Source organism: Pseudomonas sp. NPDC087615, from assembly GCF_044743445.1.
In the GTDB taxonomy this organism is placed as follows: Bacteria; Pseudomonadota; Gammaproteobacteria; order Pseudomonadales; family Pseudomonadaceae; genus Aquipseudomonas; species Aquipseudomonas baetica_A.
This window is the reverse complement of sequence record NZ_JBIUWM010000080.1, coordinates 1-19174: the sequence shown is the minus strand read 5'-3', so window position 1 is coordinate 19174 and position 19174 is coordinate 1. Positions and strand designations below refer to the sequence as shown.

Sequence of the window (19174 nt, the reverse complement as noted above, 5' to 3'; positions counted from 1 at the left end):
CCATCCAGTTGGAAGGCTGGGTCATCCAGTTCAAAGGCGGAGGCACGGGTGTCCTGCAGGCAGATGACGTCGGCATACTGAGCTTGCAGCCAACTGAGCAAACCACGCTCGACTGCAGCCTGAATACCATTGACGTTCACACTGATGATCCGCATAAATGGCCCCAAAAATCGCGTGCGTGTATGATACACGGCGTCAAGCTAATTAGCTAAATCCGTGGTATTTGGGGTTTTTTTCATGCAAGCGTATCAGCGCGATTTCATTCGTTTTGCCATCGATCGCGGCGTTTTGCGCTTCGGTGAGTTCACCCTGAAGTCCGGGCGCACCAGTCCTTACTTCTTCAACGCCGGCCTGTTCAACACGGGCTCGGCCTTGGCCCAGCTAGGGCGCTTCTATGCCGCAGCCATTGCCGAAAGCGGTATTTCCTTCGACGTTTTGTTTGGCCCCGCCTACAAAGGCATCCCGCTGGCGGCGACCACTGCTGTCGCACTGGCCGAGCATCACGACCGTGACCTGCCATGGTGCTTCAACCGCAAAGAAGCCAAGGCCCACGGCGAAGGCGGCAGTCTGGTCGGCGCTGCGCTGGCGGGCGACGTGCTGATCATCGACGACGTGATCACCGCTGGCACCGCGATCCGCGAAGTGATGCAGATCATCGCTTCCCAGGACGGCGCCAAGGCCGCCGGCGTGCTGATCGCCCTGAACCGTCAGGAGCGTGGCAACGGTGAGTTGTCGGCAATCCAGGAAGTGGAGCGCGATTTCGGCATTCCGGTGATCAGCATTGTTTCGTTGAACCAAGTGCTGGAGTTTCTCGCTGACGATCCGCAGCTCAAGCAGCATTTGCCAGCCGTGGAAGCGTACCGCGCCCAGTTCGGCGTCTGACGGCTTTTTGAAAAACCTGTGGGAGCTTGCTCGCTCCCATAAAGTTCGCGGTGATAAAAAAGCCCCGTTCAGTCAGGGCTGAACGGGGTCTTTTTGTTTGCGTTCAACGCATGCTTCGCCATTTTTTGAGCAAATTCAGTGTCAATCCGGCATTAAATAACGCAAATACCAGTACTGCCGTCACCACCATCACGTAAAGCGTGCGGTCGACATCGAAATCCCAAAAATCCAGCCTGCTGGAGCGGATGATCTGCACGGCGGCCGGAAGGTTGACGTAAAACAGCGCTGCAAAAGCGCACGTCAGTGGCAGCGCACAACCGAAAAAAACATCCCGCACCTTCTCCCTGTTGCGCTTTCTCGCTTGCACGCCTGACTGATATTGATCCAGCGACAACGCTTCGTTGAGCTTCGGCCAAGCCAAATTGAACATGAAAGTGGTCAGAGTCAGCAGCAAGCCACTGACCGCGACAATGTCACTGAGCGGCATTGAGCCCGAGCGTCCTGCACAATAAATCGTGGGAGTCTTCACTGATCTCGAACTGCCCGGCACTGCCTTTACGCTTGGTAATGGGTTTGAAGGTCGGCTCGTTCTGGGTGATCAGCATGTTCAGCTCGTCGCGAATCACGTCCGAGCTGATGACCACCAGATAGACATCTTTTGCGTGTCCCGCAGACTCGACGACCGCGCGCATGCTGTGCTGCAGGATTTCGTCGAGCTGATTGCGAAAGCGCGAGACGGTGTTTTTCAGCAGGGTTTTGCTCTGGCTCTGGGTCAACTGAAAAATCGTCGAAATCTGCGATTCAGTCGGCAATGTTTGCCCGAAGTAGCTTTGAATCAGATACAGCAGGCGATCCTGTTTAGCCTCGTCAGCACGGCTGGGCATCCCGCCCTCGACCAGCATTTTCAGGTATTCGGTCAGGCTGGCCTTGGCGATGCGCTGGAGGGCGTGGGCGATTTCCGCGTCGCCGATGCGCAAGGTCTTTTTGACCGGTTCCTTTTGCTCCTGCTCGAAAGCGTCGGCATCGATCGTGAACGAGATCTGCATGGCTCAGGCACTCCGGGGTTATTTTTTGTGCGAGGGCGTAATGACCTCGGCGCTCTTGATACCGGAAGGCTTATCGGTTTCCTGTGGATAGGGGTCATTAGGCGCGTCACCTTGTCCGGTCAGGATCTTCCAGCCGTTCAGAACGTGAGCGGTCTTGCGAAACTGCGGGCAGGGCGGCATCGAGGTTTTGGCTTGATTGGAATACTGGTGGCCGCAATCCACGCACTCGTAGGTGCCAGGGGAAACATCACTGCCGTAAGCAACATAGTCTTTTTGCATGGGTAAATCTCCGGTGGATGAGGGGACGATCCTAGGGAGATTTGTTCTGGGGAGATGTCGGACGTTTCGCTAGTTCTTGTCGGACACTTCTTGCGCACACAAAAAAGATCGCAGGCTTCGCCAGTTCCTACAGTACTTTCGTGCTGTGTTGCAGGGGCTGCCGCAGACTGCGATCTATTGTGTTTCAGCTATCAGGGACGCTTGCGATTGCTGATCAGCGTACCCACACCGGTGTCGGTGAAGATTTCCAGCAGGATCGCGTTCGGTACGCGACCGTCGATGATCAGCGAGCTGCCCACGCCACCCTGAACCGCTTCCAGTGCACAGCGGATCTTCGGCAGCATGCCGCCGTAGATGGTGCCATCGGCGATCAGGTCGTCGACCTGTTGGGTGCTCAGGCCGGTCAATACCTGGCCAGACTTATCCATCAGGCCGGCGATGTTGGTCAGCAGCATCAGTTTCTCGGCCTTCAGCGCTTCGGCGACTTTGCCGGCCACCAGATCTGCGTTGATGTTGTACGACTCGCCGTTTTCACCCACGCCGATTGGTGCGATCACCGGGATGAAGTTGCCTTTGACCAGCAGGTTCAGCAGTTCGGTGTTGATCCCGACCACTTCGCCCACCTGACCGATGTCGATGATTTCCGGCTGGGTCATCTCCGGGGTCTGGCGGGTGACGGTCAGCTTCTTCGCGCGAATCAGCCCGGCGTCTTTACCGGTCAGGCCGATGGCGCTGCCGCCATGTCGGTTGATCAGGTTGACGATGCTTTTGTTGACTTGGCCGCCGAGGACCATTTCCACCACGTCCATGGTCGCGGCGTCGGTGACGCGCATGCCATCGACGAAATGGCTTTCGATCGACAGGCGCTTGAGCAGATCACCGATCTGCGGGCCGCCGCCGTGCACGACCACCGGGTTGATGCCCACGGCTTTCATCAAGACGATGTCGCGGGCAAAGCCGGTTTTCAGCTCCTCGCTTTCCATCGCGTTGCCGCCGTATTTGATCACCAGGGTCTTGCCGACATAACGTCGGATGTAAGGCAGCGCTTCGGACAGGACCTGGGCGGTGTGGGCGGCGGCTTCGCGTTCGAGGGTCATTCAGGGCTCCGGGTGGATCAGAACGGTAGTTGGAGATCAGGTGCAACGCGTTTCAGTTGGGCGTGGAACACATCTTTGATGCGCTGCAATTCAGCCTCGTCATCGGCCTCGAAGCGCAGCACCAGTACCGGTGTGGTGTTGGACGCGCGCACCAGGCCCCAGCCTTTGGCGTAATCGACCCGCACGCCGTCGATGGTGGTCAGGTCAGCGCCTGCGCCCCACTGTGCGTCGTGCAGAGCATCAATGATGCTGAATTTGCTCTCTTCGGTCACATGGATATTGATTTCAGGCGTAGAAATATCGTTCGGGAAGGTCGCAAACAGCTCTTCGGCGGTGGATTTTTCCTTGCTGAGGATTTCCAGCAGCCGTGCGGCGCTGTAAATGCCGTCATCGAAACCGAACCAGCGCTCCTTGAAGAAGATGTGTCCACTCATCTCACCGGCCAATAGAGCGCCGGATTGTTTCATTTTCTTTTTGATCAATGAATGACCGGTCTTCCACATGAGCGGTCGACCGCCGTATTCCTTGATCAGCGGTACGAGGCGGCGGGTGCATTTGACGTCGAAGATGATTTGCGCGTCAGGGTTGCGTGCCACCACGTCACGGGCGAACAGCATCAGCAAGCGATCGGGATAAACGATGCTGCCGGTGTTGGTCACCACGCCGACACGGTCACCGTCGCCGTCGAAGGCCAGACCGATGTCGGCGTTGGTTTCCTTGACCTTGGCGATCAGGTCGACGAGGTTCTCAGGCTTGCCCGGATCCGGGTGATGGTTGGGGAAATTGCCGTCGACTTCACAGAACAGCGGGATGACTTCGCAGTTCAGCGCTTCGATCAGTTGCGGAGCGATCACGCCGGCCGCGCCGTTGCCGCAGTCGACCACGACCTTCATGCGACGGGCCAGTTTGATGTCCTGGACGATTTCGGTGTTGTAACGGTCGAGGATTTCGACCTCGGTGACGCTACCCGGACCGCTGCTCAGATTGTTGGTCTTGAGGCGTTCGTGCAAGGCCTGGATCTGTTCGTTGGCGAGGGTGTCGCCGGCGATCACGATCTTGAAGCCGTTGTAGTTCGACGGGTTGTGGCTGCCGGTGAGCATCACCCCGGATTTGCCGGCCAGGACGTTGGCGGCATAGTAAAGCGCGGGGGTCGGCACCAGGCCAACATCGCTGACGTGGCAGCCGCTTTCGGCGATGCCGCGGATCAGTTCGGCCACCAGTTCCGGGCCGGACAACCGACCGTCGCGGCCGACGGAGACGTTCGGCTCGCCCTGAGCAAGGCTCTGCGAACCTATGGCACGGCCGATCCAGTAAGCGGTTTCAGCATTGAGGAATTCCGGCACGGTGCCGCGAATGTCATAGGCGCGAAAGATGCTGTCGGGAAGCTGTGGGGCAAGCTTGGCGGGGGTGCTCATCTGCGGAAGTGCTCCATCTCGAAAGTGGCGGGACAGACCGACGATTCACTCGGCGGCAGGCTCAAACTGAAGGGTATGACGGCGTTTTTCACAGAGAGTTCGTGGTGTGAAAGGGCCATGACGCCTCGTCTGGCGTGGCTTTACGCCGGCAAAACCCTGATTTTCGGTGTTAAACCTTTCAGATGATCGGCCTGAAATTTCCCCCTCTGCAGGAGCTGCCGAAGGTGGCGACAGCTCCTGCGTGGATCATTGGGTGCCGGTGTGGCCAAAACCGCCAGTGCCGCGCTCGGTTTCGACAAACGCTTCAACCATTTCGAAATGCGCCTGCACCACGGGCACCAGCACAAGTTGCGCCAGACGTTCGCCGACGGTCATGGTGAAGTCGGTCTGGCCACGGTTCCAGCAGGACACCATCAGCGGACCCTGGTAATCGGAGTCGATCAAGCCAACGAGGTTGCCCAGCACAATGCCGTGTTTGTGGCCCATTCCCGAGCGCGGCAGGATCAGGGCGGCGAGGTTCGGGTCGCCGATGTAAACCGACAGACCGGTAGGGATCAGCACGGTTTCACCCGGTTTGATCACGATGTCCTGTTCCAGCATGGCGCGCAGGTCGAGGCCGGCGGAGCCCGGAGTGGCGTATTGCGGCAGCGGGAATTCGGTACCGATGCGTGGGTCGAGGATCTTGGCTTGCAAAGCGTGCATGTAAATTAAACCTGGTTCAGACGTTCGGCGATAAAAGTGACCAGTTGGCGAGCGATCTTGCTCTTGCTGGTCTGGGCGAAAACCGTGGCGTGCAGCTCACGGTCAATCACGCTGCAGGCGTTTTCTTCGCTGTTGAAACCGATGCTCGGGTTGGCGACGTCGTTGGCGACGATCAGATCGAGATTCTTGTCCTTCAGCTTGCGTGCAGCGTAGTCGAGCAGGTGTTCGGTCTCGGCGGCGAAGCCGACACTGAACGGACGGTCGGGACGGGTCGCGATGGTGGCGAGGATATCCGGGTTACGCACCATTTGCAGGACGAAGCCGTCACCGCTCGTAGGATCTTTCTTGAGTTTTTGCGGGGCGACGACTTCCGGACGGTAGTCCGCTACCGCTGCCGAGGCGATGAACACATCGCACGGGATGGCCGATTCGCACGCGGCGAGCATGTCGCGGGCGCTGACCACGTCGATGCGCGTGACGCGATCCGGGGTCGGCAGATGCACCGGGCCGCTGATCAGCGTGACACGGGCGCCGGCTTCCACCGCCGCTTCGGCCAGGGCAAAGCCCATTTTTCCGGAGCTGTGGTTGGTGATGTAGCGCACCGGGTCGATGTTTTCCTGAGTCGGACCGGCGGTGATCACCACATGTTTGCCGGTCAGCGCCTGGCGCTGGAAGCAGTCCGCCGCGCATTGGGCCAGATCGGTGGCTTCCATCATGCGGCCCATGCCGACATCGCCGCAGGCCTGGCTTCCGGAGGCCGGGCCGAAAGTCTTCAGGCCACGGCTCTCCAGCCGTTGCAGGTTGGCTTGGGTCGCCGGGTCGCGCCACATCGCTTGATTCATTGCCGGAGCGACAGCCACGACAGCGTCGGTGGCCAGCACCAAAGTGGTCAGCAAATCATTGGCAATACCTTGAGCCAGGCGCGCGATCAGGTCGGCGGTGGCCGGGGCGATCAACACCAGATCAGCCCATTTCGCCAGCTCGATGTGGCCCATCGCCGCTTCGGCGGCCGGGTCGAGCAAATCCAGATGAACCGGGTGCCCGGACAAGGCTTGCATGGTCAGCGGGGTGATGAACTCGGCGCCGCCGTGGGTCATGACCACGCGCACTTCGGCGCCCTGGTCGATCAGGCGACGAACCAGATCAGCGCTCTTGTAGGCCGCGATACCGCCGCCGACGCCCAGAACGATGCGTTTCCGATACAGCCGCTGCATAGGTCTGCCTTTCATATCGTGGGTGACATACGTGGCGAAACCCCCTCCCCAGGGTGAATTCGCCCGCAAAAAAGATGGGCTACGATATCACAGCGACCGCTACGGAACAGCGGCGCCCACAGACAGGGAAGTGCTATGAGTATTCGTGATTGGCCTGCGGCGGAACGGCCGCGGGAAAGGTTGTTGGAACACGGTGCGGCGAGTCTTTCGGACGCTGAGTTGTTGGCTATTTTCCTGCGGACCGGATTGCCCGGAATAAGCGCGGTGGATCTGGCACGACAACTGTTGACTCGGTTCGGCAGCCTGCGTTTGCTGCTTGAGGCCGATCAGGACGCATTCAGCAAACAATTGGGCCTGGGGCCAGCGAAGTTTGCTCAGTTGCAAGCGGCTCAAGAAATGAGCAAGCGTCATCTGGCCGAGCGATCACGGCAGAAACCGGCGCTGGAAAACCCTCAAATCGTTCGTGATTACCTGAAATCCATGCTGCGCCACGAGCCTCACGAAGTGTTTGGTTGTCTGTTTCTCGACTCCAAACATCAAGTGCTGACATTCGAGGCACTGTTCAGCGGGCTAGCGGTTTCTAATAATTTTGATCAAGGTCGCCAAGCGGGTGGAGGCTCTGCATCCGCCTGATTGGGGGCCGGTTCGCTGGTTTGTGTTCGTCACAAGGCAGACTTGAAATCGAGCGAAATGCCCTTACTTATCATAGTGGCTAAAGGCTAGCCACTCCTGAGCGGTAAGGAAAGTAAAATGGCTTTTTATGAAGATGTAAAACTAGTACTACAGAGCAATAAACCTACGCAGTATCAGAAGGTTCGTAAAATTGGAGAGGCACCGGGAGGGCCGGGTATCTACCGCTGCCAATCCTGTGGCTTTGAGGATGTGATGAACCGCGAGTGTACAAAACTTCCTCCATGCTCAAACTGCAGCAAAGAGAAAGGTGCCAATACTTGGAAGTTTCTGGTTAAGGCAACTGATGCTAAATAGTAGTTGATTTTTTAAAGGGGTATTGACTGATGCATGTAGGTTTTCCCTACATGTATTGGTTGATTTTCATTGTTCTGGTCAACTGCCTTTGGAGTGTCTCTGGTGAGTTCGCGAGCTATTGACCGTAGGTCAAGATAAATATATAGTTAGGCGATTTGCGGGAAATATTTTAAAGTGGCTATAAAGCAATCAAGCAACGAAAGAGAAACAGAAAACGTCGTTAGAGACTGCCTGAGAAAGCTTGATTATTATGGCTCAAATAATTCTATTCAGATAGAAGAGCAAAAAAGCAACATTGAAAATGTAAAGAAATTTTTAAAATCGGCGAGTAAAACTGGAAAGGGTGGCATCGGGTCGCCAGAATTTATCATAAGCAACATTGAAAACCCGGACTTTTTGGTAATTATTGAGTGCAAGGCCAGCAATAATAACCACATTAGTAAGACGCTACTAAACAATCTAAATCATCCAGCCGCTGACGAAACCACTGAAGCTTATAACAGACGAACTCAAAAATATGCTGCTGATGGGATATTGCATTATGCTAGCCGTCTATCGAAAGAGTTCAACATTATTTCTGTTGCTGTAAGTGGAACAAGCGAAACCAACGTAACAGTCACAACATACTTGACAACCAAGGGTACCAATTCTCACAAACAATTAACCACAAGAGATGGAAAAGGGATTGATAAGTTAATCCCTTGGACTGACTATATTCAAAATGCAACATACGACCCATCTATACAGCGTATGCGTTTTGAAGAGCTTATGGCTTTCTCTAGAGAGCTGCATGATTTTATGCGTGACCATGCAAAACTTACAGAGAGTGAAAAGCCACTAGTGGTTAGCGGAACACTAATCGCCCTAAGAAGCCCAGCATTTTTGGCCGCTTTTTCTGTTTACTCTCCTGAAGAGTTACAAAAAGAGTGGATGCGAAATATCAAAAATGAATTTCAAAAAGCTGATATTCCGAAAGCCAAAAAAGATAATATGGCTCAGCCTTATTCAAGCATCGCGGTTCATCCAGAGCTTGGAAAGCCAACTAAATCATATCCTAAAGGCGTTCTTCATGAGCTTATTAAGAGGCTCAGTGAAAAAGTATGGCCTTTCATTAGCATTTATCATGATTTCGATGTGGTAGGTCAGTTCTATGGCGAATTTTTAAAATACACTGGAGGCGATAAAAAAGCACTGGGTATTGTATTAACTCCCAGACACATTACTGAGCTTTTTGCACAAATTGCAAACGTAAATAAAAGCTCGAAAGTCTTAGATATTTGTGCTGGCACAGGCGGATTTTTAATTTCTGCTATGCATCGTATGCTTAAAGATGCAGATACTGAGCAAGAACGCTACGACATTAAAAAGTATGGACTTATTGGAGTTGAGCAACAGCCTAACATGTTTGCCCTAGCAGCATCCAATATGATTCTTAGAGGCGACGGGAAAGCGAACCTGCATCAAAGCTCATGCTTTGATGAGGCGATAACGAAAGACATAAAAAGTAAAAAATGCAATGTGGGATTATTGAACCCTCCTTTTTCTCAAGGTGATGCTGATTTGCATGAATTGCATTTTGTTCGGCATATGCTCGACTGCCTAGCAGAGAATGGAACAGGGATAGCAATTGTTCCAATGTCTTGTGCAATATCACCGCACCCAGTAAGGACGGAGTTGCTTAAAAAGCATACCCTCGAAGCCGTAATGACAATGCCTGATGATTTGTTTCATCCGGTCGGCACGGTAACATGTGTGATGGTATTCACGGCAAAAGTACCGCACAGCACCAGTAATAAAAAAACTTGGTTTGGATACTGGAAAAATGATGGTTTCATCAAGACTAAAAATCTTGGCCGAGTAGACTCCAATCATACTTGGAAACAAACTTGCGATCACTGGACAACTAGTTTTAGAAACAGAGAAATTCATGCAGGCGAGAGCGTCATGCAGCAGGTCACTGCTGAGGACGAATGGTGTGCAGAAGCTTACATGGAAACAGACTACACAAAACTAACAAAATGTGATTTTGAACAAGCCGTCAAGAATTATGCTGTATTTAAACTTTCCACAACATCTTCAAGCAGTTCGGAAAATTACAAAGATACAAACTGGAAGCTTTTTTATTTCCAAGACTTGTTCGAAATAAAAAAGGGGAAACGATTAACCAAAGCAAATATGAATGTGGGTACAACACCGTTCATTGGGGCAATTGATAGCAATAACGGTTTAACGGCGTTTATCGACCAAGAACCAATACACTCAGGAAATACTATAACCGTAAATTATAACGGAAATGGTGTAGCGGACGCCTATTATCAAAGCAGCCCATTTTGGTGTTCGGATGATGTAAATGTTTTGTATCCAAAATTTGAATTGACCCCTGAAATAGCCTTGTTCATCACAACTGTAATTCGAAAAGAAAAATACCGCTTTTCTTACGGTAGAAAGTGGCATGTAGCCAGAATGAAAGTATCAACTATAAGCCTTCCATGCAAAACGGATGGCACATTGGATTTGAAATTTATGCAGGACTATATTTCGACCTTGCCTTTTAGCAAAGAAATTTGAATGCACGGTCTCCTTAAAAGGGAAGGTCTATATAGATATTGCGGACGTGAGCACACGAGAAAAATAATTAGTCGAATTAAATAGACCCGCTTAGGCGGGTTTATATTATAGTGTTGTGTCTCGTAATTCTTCAGTTATGCATTTTTTAAATAATTTTGCATCTTCGTTAATTTTTCTTTTAGCTTCGTTCCATTGTTCTTTATATGTGTCTCTGTACCTCTCTGCTACAGCTAGTACAATTCCATCGAGGTTCTGCTGCTTTACCTTGTTTCCGAGTCTTCCAAATTCTTGTACTAATATATCGTTTGATATTGATTTGCAACCAGAGAACTCTGCTATCAGTTTCTTGGCGAGGCACGATGTCAATCTTAAGTCGGGGTATTCCTCCATTTCTACTACTTTCATAAAGCCTAACAAAAATTTTTGACGCTCTCTTCTTTTGAAGCCGCCAACTAATCCACCTATTTTTCCTGCATATTCCGCCTTGTTCATACTTAGAACTCCTATGTTGTAACAATACAATTAACATAGGTTTTAGATAAGTCAATGCTTCAAGGTTATATCTCCGAACCTATAACATTGCTTCGAGGATATAAGATGTAGGAAATTGGATATTCACATTATTTTCAATTTTGAACGTGACCAATACCATACATTTTTTGTGAAATTCATTTGAGAGCGATTTTTGAGTTTTTTCGTGGTCGTTTTTTGTTCTGCTTTGTGGCAAATATCAACTAAGTGATTTACTTATGGTTGACCCCTATTTAACGATTAAGGTTGAACCTTATATTTATTTTTATTTTGCTATTGACAAGGTGTTTTGCTGTTTGTAAGCCATAATTCGATGGTCGAAAAATTCGATATATCAAAAATATGGTATGAATTTGTAAAATTTTTTGAGCGTATTTTTAAAGAGATTGTATTTTCAAAAAGCCCCGTTTTTTCTTACTGGCCCTCGAAGCTTTCGGGATATATGGGTTCATTCGCTCAATGGATATAATTCACCGAATTTGATAAATGATAAAGTGTGAAATTTTCATCAGGAAAGAAAGTGGATATGTATGTATACATACATATACCTTGAGGGATATATCTCCGAAGCATAGTAAGCTGTGGGAAAGGGTTGGGCACACAATTACGTATTTTAAGTGGGTTGTTTAACTTTGTGGTGTCTTCGTATCAATCGAGTAAATTCAAGCCGCTTTTCACCATTTTCGTGCGTTCTATGGTTATCGGCATATAGGTCTTAGGTGTGGGTATTTGGTTCGGATGGGGGGAAGGGGGATGGAGTGGAAAGAACAAACACCCTCTCCGGGTGCTATTATCTGATATAGGCTTTTAGACAGATTATAATGTTATGGATTCACCCTCCAGTTGTACGCTGTTGCTCTGCTTACATTTAACTCCTTCATGACCTGCTGAATAGACGCTCCGGCTTTAAGCAAGATGATACCGTGTTCCCTCTTGCTCTTACCCTTCTGCTTACCTCTAAAGCTCTGTATCTCGCTTGTGTGGGTTCTGGCGACATAATCGTCAAATGAGTCACGGTTGAAATTTCTATGCGTCCACTTTGCTACGCTTTTGGCCGTGTGTTTAACCTCAGAGATATCCAATGGAGTAGCAAAATTGACGTTGTAGCCTTTGGCTCTATCAAGGCAAGCGTTTAGCCATTGGTTGTAGTCGGTCGGGCCTTGACGGATCGCCTTGTATGCCCACGCTCTTAATTGATCAAAAAGCATACAGTTACGACCCAAGCCGTAATCCTCTACGGGCTTCTCTCTGGCTTTTTCCGGGGTTAGATCGATGTAGTCGGCCAAGTCGTCCAGTGTGTATGGATCGGCCTGCCATTCGTAGGTCATCCAGTGGGCGTTGATCGGGTTCTTACAGATCAACCCGGAATAACCTCTGTCTGCTCCCAGCAGATTACGCAAACCCGCCTCAATGGCTGCTGCGTAGCGTAAAGGGGCGGTTTTGCCGTCGATAGCGGTTCGGACGGGGGTTTGTAGCAGGTAGAGCAAATGAGCGTGCCCATTGGCCGGATTTCGGGCGATTAGATTTGGAGCCGGTGCCCCTACGTTGTCCCAGTGCATACCGGCATCGGCTCGGTCTAAGTCAAAAACCATCCAATACCTATGGGTCGGGCCGTTCGGCTGAATAAGTCTTGCAAGCTTTGCTTTTTCTTTTTTGTTTATTTTTAAACCGTTGGTTAAATCATCGGTGTGGTAAGGTCTTCTTGGTAAGTAGTCCTCAAATAGTTTTATGCATCCCATTGTTGCCCTCTTCTAATAGTTATTTAGAAAAAGAAAACCTTGGGAGATGACTTGACAATAAACTTTTTGATGATTAAATGAGTGTGTTGATTAAAGTTTTTTAAAATTTTATTGTAGTATCCTTCGCCACCTTCCCCAAGGTGGTTTTCTTTTTCTGCTCCTTTCAAGTTGCCATACTTTCGAGGTTTGTCAAACTTGGATGGTAAAAAGCCCGCGTAATCGCGGGTTTTTATTTGTTTTTGTATAGGCTTCTTCTTGCTCTCGCTGCCTTTGCATCTCTGGCCTCCTGCTTATCAAATTCTATTATTTTGGTGCTGGTGAATGTGTCGGATATGAATAGCTGAACCTTTTCTTTAAGGCCGAAATTAACCATATCAGGGTCTAGTCCTTTCTCTTCAAGCTGCTCTTTAACAGACCAAAGGTAGTCGTGTCGCTTTTCTTTTCCCATGTACTTGGCGGTCTGTAAGATGTTTTCTTTCATTTCTTGATATAGGGTTTCTGTGTCCTCGTGCATTCGTTTGGCGTGGAGTACCTTATCCACCTTCACGTCAAATTTATGAATTAGTGGTTCTAGTTTTTCGTCAAGTATCGTTATAGCTTGCTTAATTCTTTTGTGCTTTGCCGTTTCTGCTGTCACTTTTTCTTTCAAATGATTTAGATTTTTTTGTAATTTGTCTTTTTCTGCTTTGAAGTTTTTCCCTAGCTCTACTTTTTTATTTTGTAGCTGTGTAATGTCTTGCTGAATATCTATTCGTTTTTGAGTGAGGGTGCTAAGGGTTGTCGTGTTTTCTTTGATTTTACTGTCAAACTGGGCAAGCTTTTTGCTCCAATGTGTTTCGGTCTTTTCAATCTTCATTTGTAAGTTAAGGCTGACTTGTTGGCCTTGGCGTATTTTTTGGTCAATCGTGTCTTTTGTTTGTTGCTTGTTCTCGATTTCTGTTGTGACTTCCGCAAGCTTATTTTCTATATCTTCAAGTTGCTCTTGTCGCATTGTATAAAGGTTAAATGCCCTATCTTCTTTAGCTCTCGTACTTTCCTGCCTGATTTTCATTCTAAGTTCAAGACGTTCTTGGGTCTGCTCCAATCTCTTAGCTACAAGTTGAATATTATCAGTTTTGAATTTTTTATTGATGTGCTTGTAAAATAGCTCCTGCAACGCTTCGCCTATTATTTGGCTCTCCTGATATGTCTGTTGCTTGGTGTTTACAGACGTGTAACTCTTGAAAAATTCAAAATGTTTAATGACTTTATTGGCAAGCACGGCTTGTTGTTCTGTCAAGTCATATTCACCCGTTCTTTTGTTTTTACAGTCGATAAAAATATGAGGGTGGTCACCAATCTTCTTTTTACCTCCCTCTAATTCATCACCGTGGTAAACCGTCAATAGGACGTTATAGTCGGGAAAATATTTGGCGTAGAAGTCCTGAATTGCAGAAACGTAGAATTCAGCCGGTAGGTCTACTTGATTGTGCATCGGGAATTTAAAGAAAGCCTCTTGGATGACTGTTTTACGGCCATCCAGCGGCTTTTCTGCTTGGGTGATGGTGTTGTGCAGGTCTATATAGTTTTGAACGCTTTTGAGTTTCTGGGCCTTCCTGCTGACCTCGAAGGCTTCAAAATCTTCCTTGACCTGTTCTCCGTCGATGTAATCGCCACGGTTTATCAGGTCATCAAGGTAGGCGGCTATGGGCTGGCCTGCCTCATCTTTAATGATTTTCTTAATTTTGTATTTATATTTGCCTTTGGTTTCTACGTCTTCTTTTCTCTGCTCTTTGCTTCTATTGACCAGATGAAAAGGCGTTAGTGTGTCTTTAATGAATGACAAGGCCGACGCCTCATTCATTGGTACAGGCTTACCATTGACTATAAATATATTGTTGTGGAATAGGTCTTCATCCCACTGTATTTTCTTTTCTTCTTTGCTGTGAACACGCAAGGAATGCTTTAAGGATTTGCCTAATTTTTTAAGTGTAGAGACTGAAAAATTAAGTCTCTTATATAGCATGGTTGTGCTTTTGATTTCATTGCTCATTTAACCCTCAGTAGTTGTTATTTTTTACTCCTAAATTTCAGCGAGATGCTGTCGCTTTGCTCTTGGGTATCCAAAGGGGCACCCTTTGGCCCGGCGTTACCACTTCTCATCTTTTGCGAAGCAAAAGTGTGAAGTTGTAACCAAAGGGTTGATAAATGCTTCATATCGCTTCGCTTATTACCCTTATTTGTAATTTACCATAGATTAAATTTTTATCAAATTTGTAGGCTGTTCGTGCTTGCTTGTGCGTGTAAGTTATCTTTATTATTGTTATCTGTTGTATTTGATATCTATATATTGATAACTAAAAGACGCAGGCGTGTGCGGGCGTACACATGAGGCGTGCATTATGCGAGATGATTTATTAAGTCAAGAAGGAGTTTTTAAGAAAGTCAAAAGCCATTCTGGTGGTTTGGAGCTTTTCTTTATGTGTAACCCCTCCAATAATGAGAATTTTAGAGGGGCGTTTAGTTATTTTATGATGTGGGATAAATCTGGTATGCCAAATTTCTTTAAAGGGTCTTGGGTGACATGGAAGTATTCATGAGTGTAGAGTTCGGTTGCTTCATTTTTTATTTTCACATTTAAACCGACTGATATTGGTTCTTTGTGGTATGTGACTTCAAAGAAAATTCCTCTGCTGAGGAAAAACGTATTTAGTTTCAATCGTCCTTGTTCTGTTTCGTAAAGGTCAAGAATGTCTTGATATGTTGTGATTTCGAGGGTTTCCGCTTCTATGGTTAACGCACCTTCAAGGCTTTGGATTTCGCTTTCTAAGGTATTGATTCGGGCTTCGCTGTCGGCTACACGCTTGATAAATGTCTGAGGGATCATGCCGTCGAACTGAGCAAGGGACGCCTCTAACATTTCCAATGTGTGTTTTTCGATGTTTAGTTTTGCTTTTTTTGCTCTTATTTCCTCTTTGGGTGCGGAGGTATCTCGGGCGGAAAAGAAGCGGCTAAATGCGTCGTTTACGGTGTCCATTTGTTTGTATTGCTCTTGGCTGAACCAAGTGAACACCTTTCGTTTCTCGTGTGTTCGTTCGTCAATGTAACGGTTCTCTGATATTTTTTTGACAAAAGCAAGGAATGCTCCGAATACAAGTTCAAAGCGAATTCTGTTATCGCACTCACATACACGCTCGGCTCTGTTAGAGCACACGAGGTAGGCGTACCGCTTTTTTTCTTGTCCTAAGCCTTGAAGGTTGAACAACATCCCAACCTTGTGCTTTTCGCACTGTATGCAGTGTCTGAAGATGTTGTAGTTGTTTGGTGATCTTCTGCCGCTTTTTCTCTCATTAAAGCGGTTTTTAATAGCCGTTACGGCTGCATCGAATTCGCTTTCTTCTATTAGTTTTGGAAAATAGTCGGGGACATAGCGGTCAAATGACTTTGTCCCATCTTCGTTACGTCTTCTGAGGCACAAAACGCCGATGGGGCTTTTACTTTTGATAAGTTCGTCAATGTGCTTTCTGGTCCATCGACGTTTTGAATACTGGTTGACCCGCTTGATGCTTTCCAATATTCCCATGTGTTTTAGTTGGTCGAAAATTTGGCGAATTTCTTGGGCTTCGTCTTCTACGATTGCGAAGGCTTGGGTTTTTTCGTCGTAACGAAAGCCGTAGGGGCATTGTTTGCGGATGATGGTCGTTTCGGCGGCGTCTCGTTTTTTGAGCCATGAGGATTTGAGGCGTTTGCTCTTGGTGTCGCTTTCCTCGTGTGCTCGCTTGGCGATGACACCCACAAGGATCAGCGTTTCGAGATCGCGGCTAGGATCGTCATACGAATAGGTCTTGTCATCGAAGACGGTGTGGAGCCTGACGCCTTTTTTTAGGATCGACTGGATAAGATCAACGGAGTCCGTGAGTTTCTGCCGGGTTAGTCGGTCGATGGATTCAACAATGATGTAATCGCCTTGCCCAATCTCTCCGTTCTCTACTCTGTCCAACAAGCCTTTCAGTTGGCCTGTGCGAGCGTTTGCACCTCGGAACGCACTTACACCCTTGTCTATGACTGTTTCGACCACCGGGACGCCTGTGGTCTCTGTGAATGCTTGCAGCGGTGTGATCTGCCTGCTGTGGCTGTCTCGGCCTTCTTCGCCCTGTTCGGCGGTTGACCAGCGGACGTAGGCGTATGCCTTTGACATGATGACGGCTCCGGGTAGGTTCTCGATGTGAGTTTATTAGAAAACACCCGTCCGTTGTTTCGCGGCTCGATCGACAACACCAGCGTGCATCCCCGGGAAGTGGTGAAACGGGCCCTTGCAAATAATGCTGCGGCCGTGATCCTGTGCCACAACCACCCGTCAGGAAACTCTGATCCCAGTCAGGCGGATCGGCTGCTGACCAAGCGCTTGCAAAAGGCGCTGGAGCTGATTGATGTGCGGGTGCTGGATCACTTCATCGTCGGCGACGGGGAGCCGTTGTCGATGGCGGAGAGTGGCTGGATGTAAATCTGGCGGGGCGATGCAAACCCCCTGTGGGAGCGGGTTTGCTCGCGAAGGCGGTGGGTCAGTCAATAAACGTGTTGGCTGAACCGACCCCTTCGCGAGCAAGCCCGCTCCCACGGTGGGGGATGTGCTGTGTCAGGTTACTTGAGCGTGACCTTGGAGTAGTCCTGCCGTCCAAACGGGCTGACGGCGTAGCCCTGGACATCCTTGCGCGTCAACGCGAAGGCCGTCGGGTGCGCCAGCGGCAGCCATAGCGCCTGCTGCTGGATCTGCGCCTGTGCCTGCTCGTAGAGCTTGCTGCGCACGCCTTGCTCGCTGGTGGTCTTGCCCGCGCTGATCAGCTTGTCCAGATCGGCATTGCAGTAGCGGGCGAAGTTGGTACCAGACTTGACCGCCGCGCAGGAAAACTGCGGCGTGAGGAAGTTGTCCGGGTCGCCGTTGTCGCCAGCCCAGCCCATGAACAGCAAGTCATGCTCGCCGGCCTTGGCGCGGCGAATCAATTCGCCCCATTCGATCACGCGGATTTCCGCCTGAATGCCGATTTCCGCCAGGTCCGATTGCAACATCTGCGCGCCGAGGCTTGGGTTGGGGTTGAGCAGGCTGCCGGACGGACGCGTCCAGATGGTGGTCTGGAAGCCGTCCTTCAAGCCTGACTTGGCCATCAGATCCTTGGCTTTCGCCACGTCGTAAGGATACCCCGGCAGGTTTTTCGCATAGCTCCAGGTGTTCGGCGGATAAGGGCCGTTAGCCGCTTCGGCGGTGTCTTCGAACACGGCTTTGATGTAGTTGGCCTTATCGAAGGCAAGATTGATTGCCTGGCGCACTTGCGGCTTGTCCAGTGGTGGATGTTGGCTGTTGATGCCAACGAAAGCAGTCATGAACGCGTCAGTCTTTTCGACTTTCAGCGTCGGCTCTTTCAGCGCTGCCTGTACGTCCAATGGCTTCGGCGACAAAGCGATCTGGCACTCGTTGCGCCGCAGTTTTTGCAGGCGCACGTTGGCGTCCGGGGTGATGGCGAAGATCAGTGGATCAACCGATGGCTTGCCAGCGAAATAATCCGGGTTGGCCTTGTAGCGGATCGAGGCGTCTTTCTGGAAACGGGCGAACACGAACGGGCCGGTGCCGATCGGTTGGCTGTTGAGCTTTTCCGTCGCGTTGGCCTTTAGCAATTTTTCAGCATATTCGGCGGAATAAATCGAGGCGAAACCCATGCTCAGGGTTGCCAGAAAGGTCGAGTCCGGGTGATCGAGGGTAAAACGCACGGTCAGCGGATCCAGTGCGTCGATTTTCTTGATCAGCGCTGGCAACTGCATCGACTGAGCATGCGGAAAGCCACTCTGGGCGACTTTGTGCCACGGATTGGCAGGGTCGAGCATGCGGTCAAAGCTGAATTTGACGTCTTCTGCTGTCAGTTCGCGGGTCGGCTTGAAGTAATCGGTCGTATGAAACTTCACCTGCGGGTGTAGCTTGAACACATAAGTCAGGCCATCGGTGCTGACTTCCCAGCTGTCGGCCAGGCTCGGGACGACTTTGCCGCTGGCCGTGTCGAAGTCCACCAAGCGGTTCATCAGTACGTCGGCCGAGGCGTTGGTGGTGGTCAGTGAGTTGTACTGCACCACGTCGAACCCTTCAGGGCTGGCCTCGGTGCAAACGCTCAGCGCGGCGGCCTGGGCCAGGGGGCTCAGCAGGAGCGGTGCGAGCAGCAGGGGTAGGGCAGCGAGGCGCATGGTCGGTTTCCTTTTACAGATCGAAGGCCCATCTGCAAGTGCAGTCTGGAAAAGGCCTACCCTAGAGGTCTGGATTACAAATGACTATCCCCATTTTGCATTTTCAGGGCACAGTGCGATCCGTTTTTCAGACTGCGTGGCTTCGTAAAAAGTCCGAAACGCCCGCGCAGACGTTTTTCTGCGACGAGCGGTCAAAATCGATGCCGGCCTTTATCCAAAGCGTTCGCAGCCTGAAAAAGCGCCTTTTTACCGATTGATTGCACACCGATTGTTGTTGCTTCCCGGTCTTTCTGGTATAAAGCAGCGCTCTTTTCTAGGGGCCCGGTTCCTTCACTGTAGGTGTAGCCGGTAAGACCTCTAAAGAAACGCGGCGCCTGGCGCCAAATGACTGAGAGATTAAGCGGCCAACCCATGCCGGGTTGGGCATGTGGTTTTAGAGGGCTGAGGCATGTCGAGAGTATGTCAAGTTACCGGTAAGGGACCGGTGACTGGGAATAACATTACCCA

At 50.1% G+C, this 19174-nt stretch carries 15 protein-coding genes and 4 pseudogenes; 6 read left to right on the top strand and 13 right to left on the bottom strand.

All coding sequences use genetic code 11. From position 1 onward, the window contains the following. Positions 1-155 (bottom strand): annotated as a pseudogene (locus ACIOU6_RS25870) (exodeoxyribonuclease III); the annotation flags it as partial. Positions 156-237: 82 nt separating this feature from the next. Between ACIOU6_RS25870 and pyrE the strand changes: the two are divergent. Then, positions 238-882, top strand: a complete 645-nt coding sequence (gene pyrE / locus ACIOU6_RS25865; RefSeq protein ID WP_401139383.1) for an orotate phosphoribosyltransferase — start codon at positions 238-240, stop codon at positions 880-882. A 103-nt stretch (positions 883-985) separates the two neighbouring features. Here the strand turns inward: pyrE and ACIOU6_RS25860 are convergent, their stop codons facing one another. The 7 genes and pseudogenes from ACIOU6_RS25860 to coaBC all read right to left on the bottom strand — a co-directional run bounded on the left by ACIOU6_RS25860 (position 986) and on the right by coaBC (position 6635). Beyond that, positions 986-1369, bottom strand: coding sequence for a hypothetical protein (locus ACIOU6_RS25860; protein ID WP_401139380.1), 384 nt, complete (start codon positions 1367-1369; stop codon positions 986-988). After that, positions 1356-1928 carry a hypothetical protein gene (locus tag ACIOU6_RS25855; RefSeq protein WP_401139379.1) on the bottom strand — a complete coding sequence of 191 codons (573 nt, stop codon included), beginning with the start codon at positions 1926-1928 and terminating at the stop codon, positions 1356-1358. Before ACIOU6_RS25855 ends, ACIOU6_RS25860 begins: the two co-directional genes overlap by 14 nt. 18 nt (positions 1929-1946) lie before the next feature. Then, positions 1947-2207, bottom strand: a complete 261-nt coding sequence (locus ACIOU6_RS25850) for a hypothetical protein (RefSeq protein ID WP_401139376.1) — start codon at positions 2205-2207, stop codon at positions 1947-1949. 191 nt (positions 2208-2398) lie between these two features. Further along, positions 2399-3304, bottom strand: a complete 906-nt coding sequence (gene argB, locus ACIOU6_RS25845; RefSeq protein WP_221730894.1) for an acetylglutamate kinase — start codon at positions 3302-3304, stop codon at positions 2399-2401. Positions 3305-3321: 17 nt separating this feature from the next. After that, positions 3322-4725, bottom strand: a pseudogene (locus ACIOU6_RS25840) (phosphomannomutase/phosphoglucomutase); the annotation flags it as partial. Between the two features lie 240 nt (positions 4726-4965). Further along, positions 4966-5421: a dUTP diphosphatase gene (gene dut, locus ACIOU6_RS25835; RefSeq protein WP_221730892.1), complete on the bottom strand. Its 456-nt coding sequence runs from the start codon at positions 5419-5421 to the stop codon at positions 4966-4968. A 5-nt stretch (positions 5422-5426) separates the two neighbouring features. Next, complete coding sequence (gene coaBC, locus ACIOU6_RS25830) at positions 5427-6635, bottom strand: bifunctional phosphopantothenoylcysteine decarboxylase/phosphopantothenate--cysteine ligase CoaBC (protein WP_401139373.1); 1209 nt, start codon at positions 6633-6635, stop codon at positions 5427-5429. A gap of 135 nt (positions 6636-6770) precedes the next feature. On the opposite strand from coaBC, the pseudogene ACIOU6_RS25825 reads away from it, so the two are divergent. From ACIOU6_RS25825 to ACIOU6_RS25815, 3 genes and pseudogenes are all read left to right on the top strand, one after another. Continuing rightward, positions 6771-7205, top strand: a pseudogene (locus tag ACIOU6_RS25825) (UPF0758 domain-containing protein); the annotation flags it as partial. Between the two features lie 180 nt (positions 7206-7385). Then, complete coding sequence (locus ACIOU6_RS25820; RefSeq protein WP_401139371.1) at positions 7386-7622, top strand: hypothetical protein; 237 nt, start codon at positions 7386-7388, stop codon at positions 7620-7622. Positions 7623-7796: 174 nt separating this feature from the next. After that, the gene (locus tag ACIOU6_RS25815) at positions 7797-10190 is read left to right on the top strand and encodes an N-6 DNA methylase (protein ID WP_401139368.1); all 2394 of its coding nucleotides are present in this window, start codon (positions 7797-7799) and stop codon (positions 10188-10190) included. A gap of 105 nt (positions 10191-10295) precedes the next feature. Here ACIOU6_RS25815 and ACIOU6_RS25810 read toward each other — a convergent pair whose 3' ends face one another. From ACIOU6_RS25810 to ACIOU6_RS25795, 4 genes are all read right to left on the bottom strand, one after another. Continuing rightward, positions 10296-10682 carry a hypothetical protein gene (locus ACIOU6_RS25810; RefSeq protein WP_401139365.1) on the bottom strand — a complete coding sequence of 129 codons (387 nt, stop codon included), beginning with the start codon at positions 10680-10682 and terminating at the stop codon, positions 10296-10298. An 863-nt stretch (positions 10683-11545) separates the two neighbouring features. Beyond that, a complete protein-coding gene (locus tag ACIOU6_RS25805) occupies positions 11546-12460 on the bottom strand; it encodes a replication initiation protein (RefSeq protein WP_401139362.1) in 915 nt (304 codons plus the stop codon). Positions 12461-12689: 229 nt separating this feature from the next. Further along, complete coding sequence (locus ACIOU6_RS25800; RefSeq protein ID WP_401139359.1) at positions 12690-14492, bottom strand: hypothetical protein; 1803 nt, start codon at positions 14490-14492, stop codon at positions 12690-12692. Positions 14493-14963: 471 nt separating this feature from the next. After that, positions 14964-16637 (bottom strand): recombinase family protein, encoded by a 1674-nt coding sequence (locus ACIOU6_RS25795; protein ID WP_401139357.1) that lies wholly within the window; start codon positions 16635-16637, stop codon positions 14964-14966. A 54-nt stretch (positions 16638-16691) separates the two neighbouring features. Here ACIOU6_RS25795 and ACIOU6_RS25790 point away from each other — a divergent pair. Then, positions 16692-16943, top strand: a pseudogene (locus ACIOU6_RS25790) (JAB domain-containing protein); the annotation flags it as partial. 137 nt (positions 16944-17080) lie between these two features. Here ACIOU6_RS25790 and ACIOU6_RS25785 read toward each other — a convergent pair. Next, the gene (locus ACIOU6_RS25785) at positions 17081-18667 is read right to left on the bottom strand and encodes an ABC transporter substrate-binding protein (protein ID WP_221730889.1); all 1587 of its coding nucleotides are present in this window, start codon (positions 18665-18667) and stop codon (positions 17081-17083) included. Positions 18668-18747: 80 nt separating this feature from the next. On the opposite strand from ACIOU6_RS25785, the gene ACIOU6_RS25780 reads away from it, so the two are divergent. After that, on the top strand, positions 18748-18924 hold the full coding sequence (locus ACIOU6_RS25780) for a hypothetical protein (protein WP_401139355.1): 177 nt from the start codon (positions 18748-18750) through the stop codon (positions 18922-18924). The last annotated feature ends 250 nt before the right edge of the window (positions 18925-19174 follow it).